This is a genomic window from Synechococcus sp. CS-603 (assembly GCF_977929215.1).
The window spans coordinates 363387-381717 of the sequence record NZ_OZ376778.1 but is presented as its reverse complement, the minus strand read 5'-3'; the positions used below and the strand labels follow the sequence as shown (position 1 = coordinate 381717).

Here is an 18331-nt window from a genome sequence, read left to right as displayed (position 1 = left end):
TCAATCCATGGCCAGCGACCTGCCCGGCAGTGATCTGCGCGTGACGCCGGCGGTGCTGATCCCGGCGGCCGAGCTGCGCTGGCGTTTTTCGCGCTCCTCGGGCCCGGGTGGTCAGAACGTGAACACCACCGACTCGCGGGTGGAGCTGGTGTTTGATCTGGCGGCTTCGGCGGCGCTGCCGGCGCTGCTGCAGGCCCGGGCGTTGCGGCGGTTGGAGGCGCGCCTAGTGGAGGGGGCCGTGGTGGTGGCGGCCAGCGAGCACCGCTCCCAGTGGCAGAACCGGGTGGCGGCCCAGCGCCGTCTTGTGATGCTGCTGCAGGAGGCCCTGCGGCCGCCGCCACCGCCGCGCCGCGCCACCCGGCCCAGCCGTGGCTCGGTGGAGCGGCGGCTCACGGCCAAGAAGCAGCGGGGCGCAATCAAGGCCCGGCGTGCCCAGCGGGGCGGTGGCAGTGATCTCTGAGCTTGATCTCTGAGCCGGCCTAAGGCCCTGCCGCCTCAGCGCGGATTGCGGCCTTGGCCTGCCGCCACAGGTCCTCCAGTTCGGCGATGTTGCGACCGCCAAGATCACCGCCCAGGGCGGCTTCGACGCGGGAGAAGCGATCCAGGAACCGCTGGTTGGTGCCGGCTAGGCCGGCTTCCGGGTCGAGCGCGCACCAGCGGGCCACGTTCACCAGGGTGAACAGCACATCGCCGAGTTCCTCCTGGGCGTGGGCCCGGTCGCCGCTGGCCACGGCCTCCTGAAGCTCGCCCAGCTCCTCCTGCACTTTCTCCCACACCCCGCCCAGGTCGTCCCACTCGAAGCCGGCGGAGGCGGCCTTTTTGGAGATGGTCATGGCGCCAGCCAGGGCGGGTTGGCCGCGCACTTTGCTGGCGAGCCGATCGCTGAGTGGGCTTGCCGTTGCGCTGGCGTGGGCTGCTGCCCTGGCGCTGGCCTCCTCGGCCTTGATCGCCTCCCAGCTGGCGCGCACGGCGGCGGTGTCGGCCGCCACGGCGCCTGCGAACACATGGGGATGGCGGCGGATGAGCTTGGCGCTGATGCCCCGGGCAATCGCCCCCAGATCGAAGCGACCCGCCTCGCTGGCGATCTGGGCGTGCAGCACCACCTGCAGCAGCAGGTCGCCCAGTTCCTCGCTGAGGTGGGCGTCATCGCCATGGCGGATGGCATCGGCCACCTCGTGGGCCTCCTCCAGCACATAGGGCACCAGGGAGGTGTGGGTCTGCTCCAGGTCCCAGGGGCAACCGCTGGCGGGATCGCGCAGCCGTGCCACCACGGCGATCAGCTCGGCCAGGGCGCTCAGGGTGGGATCGGCGGGCATGGGCCAGGGCCTCGGCTGCTGTGCTCAGCGACGGCGCAGCAGCCTGGGCAGCCGCGGCATCGGGTCGCCATCCTGGATCAGGTGCAGCCAGCTGCTGGCCTCCAGCCCCACCAGCGCACTCAGCACCAGCGGGCGCTGCTCGCGCCACAGGCGCCCGGCCCAGCCCAGCAGCTCCTGGGGCGGCGGCCCCCCGAAAAAAGACAGCAGCGCTGCCAGGCCCAGGGCCAGCAACGCCAGGTAGGCCAGGCGTCCAGCCGTGCCCAGCAGCGGACTGTGGGAGAGCACTGAGCGGTGCGAGAGCCCCTTGCGGTAGGGCCACCAGAGCAGCCGCAGGGGTCCCCAACGACGGGTGGCGTTGGAGCGGGTGTCGAGATCGGGGGAGAGCAGCAGGCCGCCCACCAGGAAGCTGAGCCCGGCCGTGCCCATCCCCGCCAGGCCCAGGCCCGGCGCCCACAGCAGCGCAAAGGGCAGAGCCAGCAGCCAGGTGGCGCGGTCGTGGCTACGGCCCTTGGCCATCGCTGCATCGGTGGTGTCCCCGTCAGCATGGGGGCATCCAGGCCCCAGAATGAAAGCCGGGGCGATTAGCTCAGCGGTAGAGCGCCTGCCTTACAAGCAGGATGTCCACAGTTCGATCCTGTGATCGCCCATTCCCCCCAACCGCAACAGTACAAGAAGTTTCAGCTCAAGCCCGAGAAGCCGGTGTGGCCATGGACGGTTAGGGGACAACGACAACTGACAGCTTCTATCCCTCACCCAATACAAACGATTTCACCCAACCACGCTTGACGAAGACCGGCAGCAACACGGATGCATCCACAGAGGCCAGGCCTTGATCCAGGTCTGCGCAGAGCTGGCCAAATGTTGTTCTGGCGGCAAAGCCCTCCAGCAACCTCCATTCCCCATCTCCCGGCATCTCAATCCGCGTTTCAACGCCATCTCTCCAGATGAAAAGATTCGCGCCTCCCTGGTCCAGGTCAACCGGCACTGAATCAGTGACGCCATCTTGATTGGCCTCCCAGATCCGGTGGACCGGATAGATCGATCGCAGCAAAACACTGGATCGAGGCAGTTGGAACACCAGGCTTTCCCATTGCTCAGCTGCCACTTGGGAAAGCGCCTGCATGTCGAAGGCTTTCTCGTCTGGTGCGTTGAACACCCGGTGCCAGTGCCACTCCAGCTGGGCCACATCGGCCAGATAGGGCAGGGCTTCAGCTGGAGTGAACGTCTTGATGAAGGCCGGCAGCTCAGCGCCGTAATCGCCCAGATCCGGCGAAACTGATGCATAGGTCATGATGAACTGCTCGGTAAGTCCTCCGAAGAAATTATCACCCACCAGCCGTTGACAAACGGGATAAATGTCTTCGAGGCAACGGATCAGCTTGCCCTTCACGCTGCCCCGGTAGGCGGCGAACCCCTCTTTGACGCTCAGGCTGCCGCTGCAATGCAGCATCGGCTCCAGAGCCGCAAGGCTGGCAGGATCGGCTGCTTGGCTGATCGCCGCATAGAACAAGGTCTGCAGAGAGGTCAGTTCGCTTGGGGCTGGAGTTGGCATCGATACGTCTCGGCTTTGCGGGCTTCGTTTTGGAGGTCATCGAAGCAGGGAATATTGGTGTCCCATTCGATCAGGGTCGGAACCGCTCCAAAGCGCTCTAGGGCTTCTTGATACAGCGACCAAACACCGGATTGCACCGGCCTTCCGTGGGTATCGAAAAGAAAGGAACCTTGCTGCTCGTAGCCAGCCAAGTGGATCTCTTTGACGCGATCGACTGGCATGGCAGCGAGATACTCCATCGGGTTAAAGCCGTGATTGCTGGCGTTCACAAAAACGTTGTTGATATCAAGTAACAGATCGCAATCGGCCTGCTGAGCCAGTGCGGCGAGAAACTGCCATTCGCTGTAGTCGTTGCCTGAAAACTGCAGGTAGGGCGAAAGGTTTTCGATCAGGATTCGCCTTCCCAGAAACTCCTGCACCTGTTGGATTCGATCAGCCACGTAGTTCAACACAGGCTCGTTGTAGGGCAGCGGAGCCAGATCGTTGAAATAGTGGCCGCCGCTCGAAACCCAGGCCAGATGGTCGGACACATACACCGGTTCGATGCGGGTGGCCAGGGCTTTCAACCGATGCAGATAGTCCCAGTTGAGTGGATCTGCTGAACCAAGCGAAAGCCCAACCCCATGCAGGGTGATTGGATAGGTCTGGCGGATCAGGGTCAGATGATGGAGCGGTAGCCCGCCACCCAGATAGTTGTCCGAGAGCGCCTCAAACCAAGGCACGGGCGGCGTTTCCCTGAGGATGTGGGAATAGTGCACAGACCGCAAGCCGAGGCCCACCCCTTGGAGATTCATGGTGGATGTGTCAACGGCTTGGGCTGGTCCTTGATGGGTGGCTGTTCAGTTCGCCATCTTGAGCTTCCCTCCAACGATCTTGTTGCAGGTACCAGTGGGCACGAACACCCACTCTTCGGGATCACCCGACACGGTGGCCTTGCCTGCGCAGCTGTGCTTGCTGGTGCCGCAATCATTCAGGCCCGCCTTGGCGATGCCGGCGCACTTTTCCATGCCGGCTTTGCCAGCGAGGGCTTCACTGCTGGTGACGGCCACCAGGCCAAGGGCCAAAACGCTGGAGATGGCTGTGTTGATGGCCGTTTTTGCTGTTGCAGATGTCATGTTCGAAGCCCTCTTGTTGGAGGGGGTGGGATGGGGGTTTGGGGGCTGCAACACGGAGTTGGTGGCCGCCCATTGTGCATACCGATGACGGCCTCCAATGGATGGCTTCTGGCGGATCAATGGTTTCAAGGCCTGGATTTTTGATGCTAGTGCTGAGCTGTTGCGCATACCGGCCGATCCACGCGCCATCTCCGCAGCCATGGCGGCTACAGGCATTGGATCAGCTGGTGGCGTTCGGTTGTTGCAGTTCAGTTCTTGGCGATGGATTGTTTGCTCAGCAAATCAGCGATCGTTACCACCAATTGATCAGGCTCAATCGGCTTGGTGATGTGTTTCTCAAAGCCTGCCGTGATGGCACGTTGCCGGTCAACTTCGCCAGCGTAAGCCGTTAGGGCGATCATCGGAACCTGCCCTCCCTGCTCAGGGGATAGGGATCGCACTTTCTTGAGCAACGTATAGCCATCAATCTCTGGCATTCCGATATCACTAACCACAACATCAGGTTGAAATGATTCCAGAGCGGGGAAGAATTCAGCAGCAGTAGAAACTGAAATACTTTCTGCTCCGGCCTGATCCAAGATGAAGTCAAGTAGGTCGCGACTGTCTGGATCGTCGTCAATGATCAGCAGGCGAATGCCGGTGAGATCAAGGGTTCGCTTTTGCGAAGGTTTCGGTTGCTGCTCCTTGATGTGGGCTTTCAGCAGGGGAAGCTTCACAGTGAAACAAGCTCCTTTCCCTTCGCCAAGGCTCTCAGCAGTCACACGGCCACCGTGCGCTTCTACCAGCTGATAGACGATCGCCATACCCAGCCCTAAGCCGCCATATTTCCGAGTTACTGTGGTGTCTTCCTGGCAAAATGACTCAAAGATATAAGGCAAGAATTCCGGACTGATGCCTTTGCCTGTATCTGTGATGGTGATCTCTGCCTGGTTGTCAACGTTCTCAAGCCGAATGTCAATCTGGCCGCCGCTGGGCGTGAATTTGACCGCGTTTGTCAGCAAGTTCCAGATGACCTGCTGAAGGCGAACGGAATCCCCAGATAGTGTTGGAACTTCAGAGAGCTTGGAGCGAATCTGAACAGACTTGGCGATCGCAGCAGTTTGCACAGTTTCGATTGCCGACTCAATCACCACCTTTAAACTGACAGGAGCAATTTTTAGAGATAACTTGCCTTGCAACACGCAGGCCATATCCAACAGATCATCAATCAAGCGACATTGGGCCTTGGCATTCCGTTCGATCGTTGCTAACGCTGCTGTGGTTTTGGTGTCATCAAGTTTGCGGGTTTGCAGCAATTGTGTCCAGCCCAGAATTGGGCCAAGAGGCGAGCGCAATTCATGGGAGAGTACAGCCAGGAATTCGTCTTTAATGCGGTTCACGCGTTGCGCTTCTTCCAGGGAATATTGTTTCTGCTGGAGGATGTCCTCGCGTTCGTGTTCTAGTTTGATCCGATCAGTGATATCGTGGCCTATGCCAACGAGCCCAATGACGTCTCCATTTTCATCAAAGTAAGGCGCTTTGGTGGATAGAAAAACTTGAGAGTCATCGATGGACTCCTGAACGTTTTCAACCTGCCTTGACGCCATGACTCGCTGGTCATTATCCATGATCTTTTTTGCTTCATGGGCATTCGGGAAAAGCTCGTAGTCGTAATGTCCGATGACCTCAGATTCCGTTTTGCCAAGGGTCTGAAGGACGGCTGAGTTGGCATAAAGCATTTTGCCTTGACGATCTTTAAGGAAAATGAGTGTATGCGAAGACTCATTGACTACGTCCAGAATGGCATTCTTTTGCCGTAGTTGTTCTTCCATCAATCGTTGCTGTGTGATATCCCGTGTTGTCGTTAAAATCTGGATCACCTGTCCGCTTGAATCAAAGATTGGCGTAACCACGACATCCCGCCAAATGGGCAGGCCGTTGGCAGGCTGATAGTTCCCCTGAAACCTGCCAACTTCACCGGATTTCGCTGTAGTAAAGGCTTTTTTTGCTGCTTGCTGATAATCACCATTCCACAGGCTCAACCAGTTTGTTTGAGGGACAACTGTCAGCTTGCAGCTCTTCAAGAAATCCCGGCTCGCCGCATTCATGTAGAGCAATCTGGCATCAAGATCAAGAACCTTGATGCAGTCGTTGCTGCTTTCGATGATCCGTTTATTGAAGTCTTGGCTTCGCTTTAATGCCGCCTGCGCCTGAACACGTTCGCTGATATCGATGCCAGAGGGAATCAAGAATTCAACATCCCCTGCCTGATTGTACAGTGGTGCCAAGGAAAAATCAATGGTAATAAGGTGATCTTCCTTGAGCCGGATCTGCACGTCGTAGCGAACTGTTTCTCCTGAAGCTGCTTGTCGTATGTCCTTAGAGAGTTGGGCCTGAACCTCTGAATCGTAAGCCCACCAATAGGTATCAGGAAATGACTTGCCTACAACATCTGCCGGTACCAGAGAAGCCGCTTCTAAGGCAGTTCGATTAACCTCAAGCATTGTTCCATCCAAGGCTAGCAAGCCGACAAAGCTAAACAACCCATCGAGAATACGACGCACCTGAGTTTCACTCTCTTGCAATCTGCACTCAGACTGTTTGCGTTCAGTAATGTCCAGGGTGCAACCTGACATGCGAATAGGCTTGCCATTCTGGTCAGTAAAGACTGTGGCTTGGCTTGACGCCCAGCGAATCCCTTGGTTCGGATGTAGAACTCGGAAATCAATGTTGTAATCTTTCTCTTGTGTTAGAGCGTCTTGGAGGGCTCCTAAGACGCGTTCACGATCATCGGGGTGTAGGCAAGCCACGAAGTCATCGTAGGTTCCTTTGGATTCCTCCGTCCCCAATCCAAACAGGCTGCCCATGTTGCTGGACCAGGTAATAGAGTTCGTCAGAAGGTCCCAGTCCCAGGTTGTCATCCCGGCAGCTTCGAGCACCAATCGGAGTTTGTCGTCCTGGTTTCGTAAGACCTCCTCTGTGCGACTCCGTTCAACAAGTTCGCGCTGGGCTTCCTGATACAGCTCTGCTTGCCTGATGGCAACGCTAACTTGCGTGGACAATTGGTGAAGCAAATCAATCTCTAGCGCTTGCCACTGGCGGGGAGCAGCACAGTGATGAGCAATTAACCCTCCCCAAAGCTGGCCATCGTTCAAAATGGGAACGACCAGATTAGACTGCACTTGATATTTCTTCAGCAGCTCAACATGGCCGGGTGAAATGTTGGCATTGTGGCCGTCTGTTGCCAGCGGATTGCGTTCGCGCTGAGAGTTGTCGATATAGTTTTCGACAAAAGACGGATCATTAATAGGCTCTGAAAGAAACGATTTCCATTCGCTGCCCACCGCTTCTGCTGCAACCGCTTCCTTTCCAATCGAGTTGGCTTGAAACACAACGACCCGATCAGCCTTAAGGAAGTTGCGCACTTCTTTGACGATGGTCTGCAGGACCATATCTAGATCCAAAGTTTGGAATACTTTTTCTGATAACTTGGCAATGATACTTTCTCGATCGATGCGATTCTGCAGTTGTACTTCTAGCTGCACAGTCTTAATTGTTGCATCGAGAGTGTGCTTCAGATTCTCTGGTGTAATCTGCTCCTTAACTAGATAGTCTTGGGCGCCTGATTTAATCGCTTTAACGGCAATCTCCTCGCTGCCAACGGCGGTCATCATCACGATTGGAAGGGGAAGTTCTTTTTGCAGCGCAGCGAGAAATTCCAATCCGTCTTGGTCGGGCAATCGATAATCAAGTAGCACAGCATCGGGATGGTGCTGCCGCCACAGATTCAACCCTTCTTCACCAAAACTTGTTTCGATGAACGTATAGTCATGGTCACGATCGCGCACCATGTAGCGTCGATACATCTCGCGATCTTCTGGGCTATCGTCCACGATCAAAATGGTGCGGCACCGTTGGGAATTCATTAGGGCAGCTCTCAATTGTCGGTGGGTAGTAACGTCGTGTTGAACCAGTAGTTGATTAAGGATTGAACCCCGTGCTTTAGCCGATCGGAATCCATCGGCTTAACCATATAGCTATTAGCGCCCCATCTATAACAGGCTTCAATGTCCTTGGGGTTGCTTGATGTCGTCAAAATCACGACTGGAATCGTTTTTAGATTTTCATCTCGCTTAACTTTTTGCAAGACTTCTCGTCCGTCCGTTCCCGGTAAATTAAGATCCAGTAAAATCAAGTTCGGACGTGGTGCTTGCTTGGGGTCAACATAGCGACCGGTTCGATAGAGAAATGACAGTGCATGATCACCATCGACGCAGCGATAAATAGGAATTCTCAACGGCGATCGACGAGCATAGCGTTGGAAGGCTTCGAAATCTTCATTGCTATCCTCAACGACCAACATGAGCGAGCGATTATGGATTCTGGCCAATGATGACTGATTCATGATTGCTCTCCTGATGCCAGCGTAAAGAAGAATGTGCTGCCTTCACCGAAGCTCGATTCCACCCAAATCTTGCCTCCATGTTGATGGACGATCTTGCGAACGATCGTCAGGCCAGCCCCAGTCCCTCCTCCATATTGGTCTTGGGTATGCAAACGTTTGAAAATCTGAAACACACGCTCCAAATGTTGAGGCGGGATGCCAATGCCGTTGTCACGGACAAAAAAGGTGCAACCTGAGAGGCCGTCAGAATCTCCATTGCCTGATTGGGCACAGCCGATTTCAACCCACTTCTCAGCTTTGTCGTTGTACTTGATTGCATTGGTTAATAGGTTGGTCAATACCTCGCTGATTTGTGTGCGATCGCAATCCACCATTGGCATGGAGCCTGACATCCGAAAATCGATTGAGCTTTGCGGTTGGCTAATTCTTAGAACTTCAATCGTTTGTTCCACCAACTCAGCCAGGTCTGTGGGTTGCCTGGAAAGTTCAATGCGCCCCAGCTGTGAATAATGTAAAAGCGAATTGATCAGATCTTCCATTCGTTGAGTGAGGCGCACGAGGGTAGCTAATTTGTCTACACCAGCAGTGTCAAGCACTTCCGCATAATCTTCAATCAAAAAATTAGAGTAATTGTGAATGCCGCGTAATGGCTCTTTGAGGTCATGAGATGCAACGTATGCAAACGAATCGAGCTCAATATTGCTTCGCTCAAGTTCTAGATTTACATTTGCCAGGTCTGCCGCCTGTTTGAGAATCTTGCTAACGATCAAGCTGCGTAATTCGGCAACAACTTTTAGTTCACACGGTTTCCATGGCAAGGCGCAACCTTGCAGTGTTTCCTTCCACTGTTGAAATGATTTGCGCGGCGATAAGGTGACGATCCCGTTGCTGGCTACCTCGACAGGCTTATGGGGGTTGCCAGCCCACGTCACCGTTTCAATCACCTCTGGGCGGAACCAGATGACGAAATCCTGATGGAATTGAGAGATTTCCAGAGCTAACACCCCACTGGCAACGGCCTTAAACGATGTTGCAGCGGGATAAAGGCGAGAGAGCGATCGGCTTTGAAACATGTTGTCCTGCATCTGCGTTTTAATCCAATCGCGCAGGGCAGGCCATTCACTTGCTGGTGGCGTTTGACCAACACCAATACTATGATCTGCCGTACAGAAAATGGCTCCTGTTGCACTGACGAGTTCAAGCAAGCTTTCGTCTAGTTGGATGGATCCTTTGATAATCTGCTTGGATTGAGATAGCGACTCGACCAGCTTGCTTTGCAGAGACTTCATGCTCAGCTTATAGGACAAATCTTGATTGTCTACACGCTTGCTGAGGTCAAGTGACATCACCTGCCCAATAAACTCGCACATGATTCGCAGATTAGAAGGCACATGACGTGGCCTTGAATGGTGACAGGCAATCAAACCCCATAGTTTTTGATCTTGGATCAAGGAAATCGACATTGACGCTGCGACTCCCATGTTGTTGAGATATTCCAAGTGCAATGGAGAGACACTACGGAGCAGCGCGAAACTCAAATCTGTGGGCTCCTCATCAACGGGGTTGCGCTCAGGAACCAGGGCGACTGGTGTATAGCTAGAGTCCGGAATTAAGCGTAGCCAGTTGAGTGTATAAAGTTGTTTTGCCTGAACTGGAATATCGCTTGCGGGGTAGCGTAGGCCCAGATAAGGCGTGAGGCCTTCTGTTCGTTCTTCTGCGATGACTTCTCCAGCACCATCGGCATCAAACTGGTAGACCATAATGCGATCGAATCCAGTGATCTTTTTGACTTCTTTAACGACCAGCTCGCACATCTTCAGCAAGCTAGAGGATTTCTGTATCTTTGTTATCGTGCTTTTGACTCCCTGATGCAGTTCGGAATAGTCATTTCGTTGCTTTTGATCTTGAGGTTCTAATTCTAAAAGTACCAATGCATCTTGGCGGTGGATATTGCCATCGAACATCAGCAAGCTGCCTCTGTAGGAAATAGCAATATCCAATGGATTCACATTTTCCGTATCTTCGCTAAGGCATTGCTGAATAGCAGCAATCTGCTGGGGAGCCAACAAAATGGATAACGGCTGTCTTAATAGTTCCTTTGGGCGATGGCCAAGTATTTCAAGTGTGTTCCCACTGACTTGGACAATGATCAAGCCTGGCTCCTGCAGCACCAAAAGAGCGCCATGGGGCTGAATCAGCCCCGGAATGTGAATTGGTTCGCGATCACAGGTGGACAGATCCATTGGTTACTGCGTCATAACTGTGCGTAGCTCTACTTTGCTAATCAAACATTGCCAAGGCCGATGGGGCGAGGGAAATATTCTTCAAACTTCCGATTTCCGATTGTATTGCGCTAAGTTTGTAGGCAGAGTTCTCGGCAAAATAAGGACGCAAGCGTATTCGGCCAATTTTTGTCTCACTAAGTCCACCATCTGAGAATAAAGCTTTCTGTGTTGTCTTTAATTTACTCTAAACAGCCAGGTTTTGCAGAAAATTTCAGATTTATAACAGGAGAGCTCAAGGAAGATGAACGGTTGAAGTTGTTCAATGGGCTTGTTCCTGGCATATGGTGATTGCACACATCCAAACCTTCTGGATGTGATTCACACCATACGGAGACAACCATGGGATTAGGAAACAAGGCTCAAGCAACTGCCAAGGACATTGAAGGGAAGGCCCAGGAAACCCTCGGCAAAGTGACCGATGATGAGCAGAACAAACTAGCTGGCAAGGCGAAGCAAGCCCAAGCCAAAGGTGAACACGCTATCGAGGATGCAAAAGACTGACCTGGCCTGGCACTGATCCTTGATCTGGCTAGGCGAGTCAACCCGGGTGCTACCAGGGACTGACTACCACTAATCATCCATATTAATTCCCCAACTATTCGAGCAATGTTATGCTTCACTACTCTCTAGTCTTTCTGGTCGTTGCGGTCATTGCCGCAGTCCTTGGTTTTGGCGGGATCGCTGGTTCAGCCGCCGGCATCGCCCAATTCCTGTTCCTGGTCTTCATTGTGCTGGCCTTGATCTCATTTCTTACGGGTCGTCGCAGCCTGGGCTGAACCCAATCCATTCAGGTTCTGCTTTGCAAATCCAGGCCATTGCGGCGTTGCCGGTCGTGCACCAGCCCTGGCCGGCATGGCTCGAACGCTGCTACCTAGCTACTGATAGAAAGCCATAATTGAATGATCTTTCGTCATTCAAAGTTCTATGCTTTCGTTAAACCACTACCACCTTGGAGAATCCAATGATTACCATTCAACGAATTCGTCAGTCAATGATGAGTTTCTGTCTCGCCGGCATCCTCTCAATCGCGGCCCTACTGAGCTTCATACCTGCTCCAGTGTCTGCAGCAAGCCCCCAGCCTGCTGCGATCAGTCAGCCACGTGTGTTGATGTTGTTCGGATCCAACAAAGCCACGGCTGCATCCAAGGAGCTCAAAGGAAAAACCCAGGAATCAATTGGCAAAGCCACGGGTGATCCGGGTGACCGTCTCGCTGGCATGGCCAAGCAAGGCGAAGCTAATGTCCGCAATGCCGTTGAAGACGTCAAGGACGCGACCGGGTTGGGCTAAGTCCAATCGGGATTCCTGATTCCCAAGGTCTGAAGTCCGTTGAACTCTCTTGGTCCGCCATGGAATCGTCAGATCCATGGCGGACCACTGACACAATGGGCACCCGCTTCACTACCGCTTGCAATGGCACACTGATTTGTTGAGGGTTTTTCTTGCAACAGCCTTTTCTTGCAACAGACTTTCCGAGCACTTCCACACCTCACTGCCTTGAGAGAAAGGTAGTTCACTATGAAAATTCGCATCGGCTACGAACTGATCTATGACATTCCTCAGCCCACACCCATGATCTTGATGTTGAGTGTGCATGAGACACGCCGTCAAGATCTGCTGATCGCTGACCCTCCGCAACTTGATCCGCCTATTCCCTTTAAGGCCTATCGTGATCATTTCGGTAACTGTTGCCAGCGTTTTGTGGCTCCCCAGGGACGGCTCAGCCTTTCAACCGATGCCTTGATTAACGATTCAGGCCAACCTGATCGTATGGTGCCTGAGGCTCAGCAGGTTCCTTTGGAACTGTTGCCGGATGAGACGCTGCTGTTTCTGTTGGGAAGCCGCTATTGCGAAACAGATTGTCTCTCCAACATCGCTTGGCGACTGTTCGGCACGTCTCCTCAAGGCTGGGGTCGCGTTCAGGCGATCTGTGACTTTGTTCACGGACACCTGCGCTTTGGTTATGAACATGCCAATTCAATGAAGACGGCATGGCAGGCCTATCAGGAAGGCTCCGGTGTCTGTCGTGATTTTGCCCACCTTGCTGTCACCTTCTGCCGATGCATGAACATTCCGGCGCGCTATTGCACCGGTTATTTGGGTGATATCGGCATCCCGCCGCATGATGCGCCCATGGACTTTTCTGGATGGTTTGAGGCGTACCTTGATGGCCATTGGTACACCTTCGATGCCAGACACAATACGCCCCGGATCGGCCGCGTTCTCATCGCCCGTGGTCGCGATGCGGCTGATGTACCGATTACCCATTCCTTTGGCCAAAACGTGCTGGCGGGCTTCAAGGTCGTCACAGACGAATGGAATGATGATCCCACTGCCCTGACCGGTTCAGACCTGACCGGCTCAGGCGTTGCGATTTCTGATGATGGAAATGGAGGTAGTGATAAAAATGGAGAAGCCGATGCCGTTGGAGACAAGACCAGAGAATTAGTCATCCATTGATGACGCCTAAAGGATCGACCCTTGATGGCGGTTATGCCTCGAAGTTGATCTGTGGTATCCAATGGGGGTGGAGCTTTGGCGGCTGATCACCGTTGTCTGCTATTTCGCCAAACGACCGGCTGAATTCGATACCCATTGGCTCAGGAACCAATTGGTTGGTATCGTTGACTTTACTTTTAGCAGATACTACAGATTTTAAGCAAGTTAGCTCAAGGAAGTTCAAAGCCTATGGCTGATCTGTTCTGCCCTCCCTGTCATACATTGATTGTACGCATCCATTCCACATGGATGCGATTCACAATCGCGGAGTTGATCATGGGTTTAGGTGACAAGGCTCAAGCCACAGCAAAAGACATTGAAGGCAAAGTTCAAGAAGCATTTGGCAAAGCTACTGATAGTGAGCAAAACCAGTTAGCTGGCAAAGCGAAACAAGCTCAAGCCCAAGGGGAGCATGCAGTTGAGGATGCGAAAGGCTAAGTGCCTGGCGGTGCCACCTAAATGTCGTCTTTTCTCTATTGATGCCCTTCGTTTCTTTCCTATGTTCTTGATCATGATTTTAAGCCCTCTGGCTTTGCCAGTAAGGGCACAAACCTACCTTTAACCTTCGATACGATGGCACAATCAATTGCAAAGATGCTAAAGGCGTTACTTGTTTCTGGGTTGCTATTTCTAACCTCCGCCGTTACTGCCTGTGGCTATGCCCCCCAAATGGCCTGGGCAGACGGGCTTCCAGTCACCACGATGATCGGAGTTACATCATCCGGTACCAGTGCATGGATTGCCTTGTCAGGGCTTGATGTCAGCCAAGACTTCGACCCCAACAAGCAAGAGCGAATTCAAGGCACAACGGACATGATGGAGGAAAGCATGCTTGTTCCAGGCGGTATACCCTCTGTTTCCAAGAATGTTGAGCAATCTCTGGAGCGGGCCAGTGGACTGATCACTGGTGAAACCCAGGAACAGATGATGAAGCAATCTTCTGACTAATTGCATTAACCAAGCGTCTATTTTTCCACTTCTCGGTGATTCGTCATGCTTCATTATTCTTTTGTTTTTCTGGTCGTTGCGGTCATTGCCGCAGTCCTCGGTTTTGGTGGGATCGCCGGCTCAGCCGCTGGCATCGCCCAGATCCTCTTCCTTGTGTTCCTCGTGCTTGCCTTGTTCTCCTTCCTGACGGGGCGTCGCAGCCTGGGCTGACCATCATGAGGCCCTCAGGTCTCATTGTCAGCTTTGCCTATCAAGTCTAGCTATGAGATTTGGCTATCAGCCAGGGCTCATCGCCTTCTGCCAATTGCTGCGCCAAGATCCATTCCATTTTGCTTTGGATCACATCAACACTTCTGGACATTCCAATGATTCTTTTTCGAAGACTCTTTCATTCAACGTTGAGTTACTGTTTAGGTGGCTTGTTTTCAGTTCTATCTTTTTTCTGCACCTCTCCTTCCCCAGTGTTTGCTGCATCGACGCCACAACCCTCCATCAACCAACCCCCCATTCTGATGTTGTTTGGTTCTAACAAAGCCAAAACAGTTGCCAAAGATGTTGAGGGTAAGATTCAGGAATCGATCGGCCTCGTCACTGGTGATGAGGGTGATCGCCTAGCCGGTAAGGCCAAGCAGGCCGAAGCCAATGCCAGGGATACAGCTGACACGCTTACGAGCAAAGCTGGCATGGGCTGATTGTGCCCATGTCCTTTCACGAACCAGATGGTCCGGTGTGGTGCGTTCAGGCACCATTTCGGACCATTGATCGTTCGTTCGCATGTCTAGTCAACGAAACAACGAACCCACCAGCCTTGCTATGCGTACTCAATATTATTCCGCCTCTAGTCTTGATGGATTCATTTCGAAACCTGACGACTCCTTGGATTGGCTGTTCCCACTCGGTGATGTCAATAAAACCAGTTATCCATCTTTCTTAGATGACGTTGGTGCCATTGCGATGGGTTCTTCAACCTATGGCTGGATGCTGCAACACACGATCAAACATGGCACAGATCAGGCCAACCCTTCTGCCTGGCCTTATGAGCAACCCACCTGGGTGTTCTCAAGCCGCACCCTGCCAAGCGTTGAGGGCGCTGACATCCGCTTCGTTTCTGGACATGTAAGACCTGTGCACGAAGCCATGAAGGCAGCGGCCCATGGCAGAAATCTTTGGCTAGCTGGCGGAGGAGGCCTTGTGGCTCAGTTCTATGACGAGAACCTGCTGGATGAGATTATCGTGCAGATAGGTTCCGTTACCTTATGCAAGGGAAAGCCACTCTTGCCACGTCAAATCATTTCTCCAGCTTTGAAACTCGTGGCAGTTCAACAATATGGACCGGGTCTTGTGGAACTTCGCTATGAAGTCCCAACCTGAGAGAACATGGGCTCGTTTGTTTGAATCGCTAACTTTGGGGAATGGCTGTTTTTGGTAACAACGACCTTAACATCTGAACTTGTTCATAGCCCAGTGCTTCCGTGCATAATTCCGCCATCGACCATGACGGTTGTTGCCGTGAGATAGCTGGCGCCATCTCCGGCAAGGAACGCTACCATCCGAGCAATTTCTTCAGGTTCTGCCACGCGGCCGATTGGGATTGATTGATTCAACCGACTGAACTCTTGAGGATCCTCAAGAGTATCCTCATTGATCGGTGTTGCAACAGCTCCAGGCCCAACGCCGACAACAGAAATCTTGAACCTTGCAAGTTCTAACGCTGCATTCCGCGTTAGCATTCGCATCCCCCCTTTTGAGATGCAATAGGACGAATGTCCCGGCATTGGCCAGTCTTCATGAACTGAGCTGATGTTAATGATACGACCACCGCTTCCCTGGCTGATCATTTGCTTGGCGGCAAATTGCGTACCGAATACGGCGCTTTTAAGATTTACTGCCATTATTCTATCGTAGAGCTCCTCAGTTGTTTCAAGGAGCGGACTATCTGGATTGATGCCGGCATTGTTCACCATAATATCTAATCGTCCAAATCGTTTGATCGTGGTCGCAAAGATTCTCCTGAGATCATCCAGTTCTGCGACGTTGCCTTGCACCGTCAAGCAGGGTACGCCAAAGGCCGTAACTTTTGCCTTGACCTGATCTGCTCCGGCCGGATCGGAGTAGTAAGCGATGACAATCGTTGCCCCCGCACGCGCGAGTTCAACTGCAATCGCAGCCCCAATTCCGCTGCTTGCCCCGGTGACAATCGCGACATCTTCATTCAAATCCATCGTTATCCACGCTGTTTGAGTAAGGAGGTGTGTTGCCGTAGACCTTCACAAGAAACTTGCCCATTCTGTCTGCATTGACGAGCCCGTTGAAGGCTCTTGCCCCTTTCCGCCATAGACATCAATCCGTTGAGCATCCCTGCTGGATCTGTGCCAGATTTCTGCTAGATGTGTGCTGAAAATGACGTGCTTTATGTTGTTGGATGCGATCACCACGCCTAGGAGGGATGAAACCCTGAACTCTGTCACTACGTTGATTGATGGGTGTCTGATGTGTTTGAGATTCCCATGGAATTTCATTGGTAGTCAGTACAACGAGTCATCAAGAATCAGCACAAAAGATTTCGCCTGCCTTTCTTTTGTAGCTGCTGAAATGCGCTATAGCGTATGCCTTTGTTGCCATTGAAAAAGCATGGCACAGTGGCGAGAATTAGGCTCTGCTGATGTTGATGAGTTTCTTGTTGACAAACTCAAGAATTCCGAGTTTCGAAAGTTCCCGCCCATATCCTGAATTCTTGATTCCACCGAACGGAAGTTCAGCCTGAGAGTTTGTCGGCTGGTTGATGAACATCATTCCGGTGTCTACGGATTCTGCGATGGCACAGGCACGTTCTGGATTACTGGTGAAGACTGAACCCCCCAAGCCGTAGGCAGAATCATTGGCTAACTTGATGGCTTCAGTTTCGTTCTCAACCACATACACCGTAGCCACGGGTCCGAAGAGTTCTTGGTCATAGCTTGGCATCCTTGGAGTTACACCAGTCAGGATGGTTGGATTAAAGAATGCTCCTTTACGATCTGGTCGCCCTCCACCGAGAATGACTGTTGCCCCTGCTTCGATGGTCTTCTGTACTTGATCATCGAGTTGTTGTGCGGCACTTTCGGACGACAATGGGCCTACATCGGTTTTAGGGTCCATTGGATCCCCGAGCTTCATGGATTCCAGCCCCACTTTCAGCCCATTGATGAATTGCTCTGCTACTGGTTTGACAACAATCATTCGCTTGGAGGCGACACATGATTGTCCTGTATTTGCCATCCGTCCTTTGATGGCCAGTTCTACTGCTAAGTCCAAGTCTGCATCTTCCAGCACAATAAACGCATCATTGCCTCCCAATTCCAGAACGGAAGGCTTTAGATTCTTTCCAGCCAGCGAAGCAACCGAACTGCCGGCACTTTCGCTGCCTGTTAATGACACACCACGTACGGCTTTGTGTGCGATTAACGTTGCCATGAATTCGTGGGGGATCAGCAGATTTGTAAAAACCCCCTCTGGCAGACCGCTCTTCTGCAGCAGGTTGGCAATCCGCTCTGCGCACTGAGGCACGATACTGGCATGGCGGACCAATGTGGTATTGCCAGCCATAATGTTGGGGGCGATGAATCGAACCACTTGATAAAACGGGAAGTTCCATGGCATCACCCCAATAAGCACTCCGATCGGTGCGTGTTGGATGTAGGCTTCTGACCCCTCAAGTTCAAGTTTTTGATTGGAGAGGAATTCTTCAGCGTTATGGGCATAATAATCTACAATCTCGGCGCTGAGCTCGATTTCATCGAGACTCTCTGCAATTCGTTTCCCCATCTCTAAGGTGATCAGCTCGGCTAGTTCTTGCCTGTGCTCTCTTAGTTGTCTAGCAAATCTGAGCATGAAATCTTTGCGCACCTCAAAACTCGTATGCCTCCATTGACCGAACATCTCATGTGCCTTGTCAACAGCGTCCAGGGCCTCGTATTTCGTTAGTGTCTTAAAGCTCCACATGACTTCACGTGTTGCCGGATTAATACTTTTTACGGTCATGAGCTTTGCTTAGAAATTGGATAAGTTGCTGATTCTATAGAAGACTGTCTAGTGCATGCTTGGCAGTATTTTTGCATTGCTTGTCGCCTCTTTAGATAAGCGCATGGCGTTCTCCCTTGATCGTGATCAGTAGCGAGCCTTCAACTCAAAGTATGTCAAAGAACAGAGCCTGTGAGCACCTGGAATCTTCCGTAATTCTTGATTCAGTCTTGAG

20 protein-coding genes and 1 tRNA gene are annotated in these 18331 nt (G+C 52.8%); 11 read left to right on the top strand and 10 right to left on the bottom strand.

The genetic code is table 11. The features are described 5' to 3' along the window. Positions 1-7: 7 nt before the first annotated feature. Positions 8-460 carry an alternative ribosome rescue aminoacyl-tRNA hydrolase ArfB gene (arfB, locus tag ACXMDM_RS01985; RefSeq protein WP_071800385.1) on the top strand — a complete coding sequence of 151 codons (453 nt, stop codon included), beginning with the start codon at positions 8-10 and terminating at the stop codon, positions 458-460. Positions 461-479: 19 nt separating this feature from the next. On the opposite strand, the gene mazG is transcribed toward arfB, so the two are convergent. After that, entirely contained in the window at positions 480-1316 is an 837-nt protein-coding gene (mazG, locus tag ACXMDM_RS01980; RefSeq protein WP_071800384.1) for a nucleoside triphosphate pyrophosphohydrolase, read from the bottom strand. Between the two features lie 24 nt (positions 1317-1340). Beyond that, entirely contained in the window at positions 1341-1832 is a 492-nt protein-coding gene (locus ACXMDM_RS01975) for a metal-binding protein (protein WP_071800383.1), read from the bottom strand. A gap of 59 nt (positions 1833-1891) precedes the next feature. On the opposite strand from ACXMDM_RS01975, the gene ACXMDM_RS01970 reads away from it, so the two are divergent. Next, positions 1892-1963, top strand: a tRNA-Val gene (locus ACXMDM_RS01970). A gap of 95 nt (positions 1964-2058) precedes the next feature. Here the strand turns inward: ACXMDM_RS01970 and ACXMDM_RS01965 are convergent. From ACXMDM_RS01965 to ACXMDM_RS01940, 6 genes are all read right to left on the bottom strand, one after another. Beyond that, positions 2059-2868, bottom strand: a complete 810-nt coding sequence (locus ACXMDM_RS01965; protein WP_071800382.1) for an HvfC/BufC N-terminal domain-containing protein — start codon at positions 2866-2868, stop codon at positions 2059-2061. Beyond that, positions 2841-3662: an MNIO family bufferin maturase gene (gene bufB / locus ACXMDM_RS01960; protein ID WP_071800381.1), complete on the bottom strand. Its 822-nt coding sequence runs from the start codon at positions 3660-3662 to the stop codon at positions 2841-2843. The genes ACXMDM_RS01965 and bufB overlap by 28 nt, the downstream gene beginning before the upstream one ends. A gap of 45 nt (positions 3663-3707) precedes the next feature. After that, complete coding sequence (locus tag ACXMDM_RS01955; protein ID WP_071800380.1) at positions 3708-3983, bottom strand: BufA1 family periplasmic bufferin-type metallophore; 276 nt, start codon at positions 3981-3983, stop codon at positions 3708-3710. Between the two features lie 248 nt (positions 3984-4231). After that, positions 4232-7855, bottom strand: coding sequence for a PAS domain-containing protein (locus ACXMDM_RS01950; RefSeq protein ID WP_259728616.1), 3624 nt, complete (start codon positions 7853-7855; stop codon positions 4232-4234). 44 nt (positions 7856-7899) lie between these two features. Further along, positions 7900-8325: a response regulator gene (locus tag ACXMDM_RS01945; RefSeq protein ID WP_233831130.1), complete on the bottom strand. Its 426-nt coding sequence runs from the start codon at positions 8323-8325 to the stop codon at positions 7900-7902. 38 nt (positions 8326-8363) lie between these two features. Continuing rightward, positions 8364-10610, bottom strand: coding sequence for an ATP-binding protein (locus ACXMDM_RS01940; protein ID WP_071800377.1), 2247 nt, complete (start codon positions 10608-10610; stop codon positions 8364-8366). 330 nt (positions 10611-10940) lie between these two features. Between ACXMDM_RS01940 and ACXMDM_RS01935 the strand changes: the two genes are divergently transcribed. The 9 genes from ACXMDM_RS01935 (at position 10941) to ACXMDM_RS01895 (ending at position 15468) form a co-directional block, all read left to right on the top strand. Then, positions 10941-11153, top strand: coding sequence for a CsbD family protein (locus tag ACXMDM_RS01935; RefSeq protein ID WP_499569975.1), 213 nt, complete (start codon positions 10941-10943; stop codon positions 11151-11153). A 110-nt stretch (positions 11154-11263) separates the two neighbouring features. Beyond that, positions 11264-11428 (top strand): DUF1328 domain-containing protein, encoded by a 165-nt coding sequence (locus ACXMDM_RS01930; RefSeq protein WP_071800375.1) that lies wholly within the window; start codon positions 11264-11266, stop codon positions 11426-11428. Between the two features lie 173 nt (positions 11429-11601). Further along, positions 11602-11940, top strand: a complete 339-nt coding sequence (locus ACXMDM_RS01925) for a CsbD family protein (protein ID WP_259734960.1) — start codon at positions 11602-11604, stop codon at positions 11938-11940. A 228-nt stretch (positions 11941-12168) separates the two neighbouring features. After that, positions 12169-13110 (top strand): transglutaminase-like domain-containing protein, encoded by a 942-nt coding sequence (locus tag ACXMDM_RS01920; protein ID WP_259723225.1) that lies wholly within the window; start codon positions 12169-12171, stop codon positions 13108-13110. A 288-nt stretch (positions 13111-13398) separates the two neighbouring features. Beyond that, positions 13399-13587, top strand: a complete 189-nt coding sequence (locus ACXMDM_RS01915) for a CsbD family protein (protein WP_311134036.1) — start codon at positions 13399-13401, stop codon at positions 13585-13587. Between the two features lie 135 nt (positions 13588-13722). Continuing rightward, complete coding sequence (locus tag ACXMDM_RS01910; RefSeq protein ID WP_145536928.1) at positions 13723-14097, top strand: hypothetical protein; 375 nt, start codon at positions 13723-13725, stop codon at positions 14095-14097. 45 nt (positions 14098-14142) lie between these two features. Further along, entirely contained in the window at positions 14143-14307 is a 165-nt protein-coding gene (locus ACXMDM_RS01905) for a DUF1328 domain-containing protein (protein ID WP_071800372.1), read from the top strand. Positions 14308-14366: 59 nt separating this feature from the next. After that, entirely contained in the window at positions 14367-14789 is a 423-nt protein-coding gene (locus ACXMDM_RS01900) for a CsbD family protein (protein WP_233831127.1), read from the top strand. Positions 14790-14871: 82 nt separating this feature from the next. After that, positions 14872-15468 carry a dihydrofolate reductase family protein gene (locus ACXMDM_RS01895; RefSeq protein WP_313772464.1) on the top strand — a complete coding sequence of 199 codons (597 nt, stop codon included), beginning with the start codon at positions 14872-14874 and terminating at the stop codon, positions 15466-15468. Between the two features lie 83 nt (positions 15469-15551). Here the strand turns inward: ACXMDM_RS01895 and ACXMDM_RS01890 are convergent, their stop codons facing one another. Continuing rightward, positions 15552-16319, bottom strand: coding sequence for an SDR family NAD(P)-dependent oxidoreductase (locus tag ACXMDM_RS01890; protein WP_071800369.1), 768 nt, complete (start codon positions 16317-16319; stop codon positions 15552-15554). A 427-nt stretch (positions 16320-16746) separates the two neighbouring features. Next, the gene (locus ACXMDM_RS01885; RefSeq protein ID WP_071800368.1) at positions 16747-18117 is read right to left on the bottom strand and encodes an NAD-dependent succinate-semialdehyde dehydrogenase; all 1371 of its coding nucleotides are present in this window, start codon (positions 18115-18117) and stop codon (positions 16747-16749) included. Between the last annotated feature and the right edge of the window lie 214 nt (positions 18118-18331).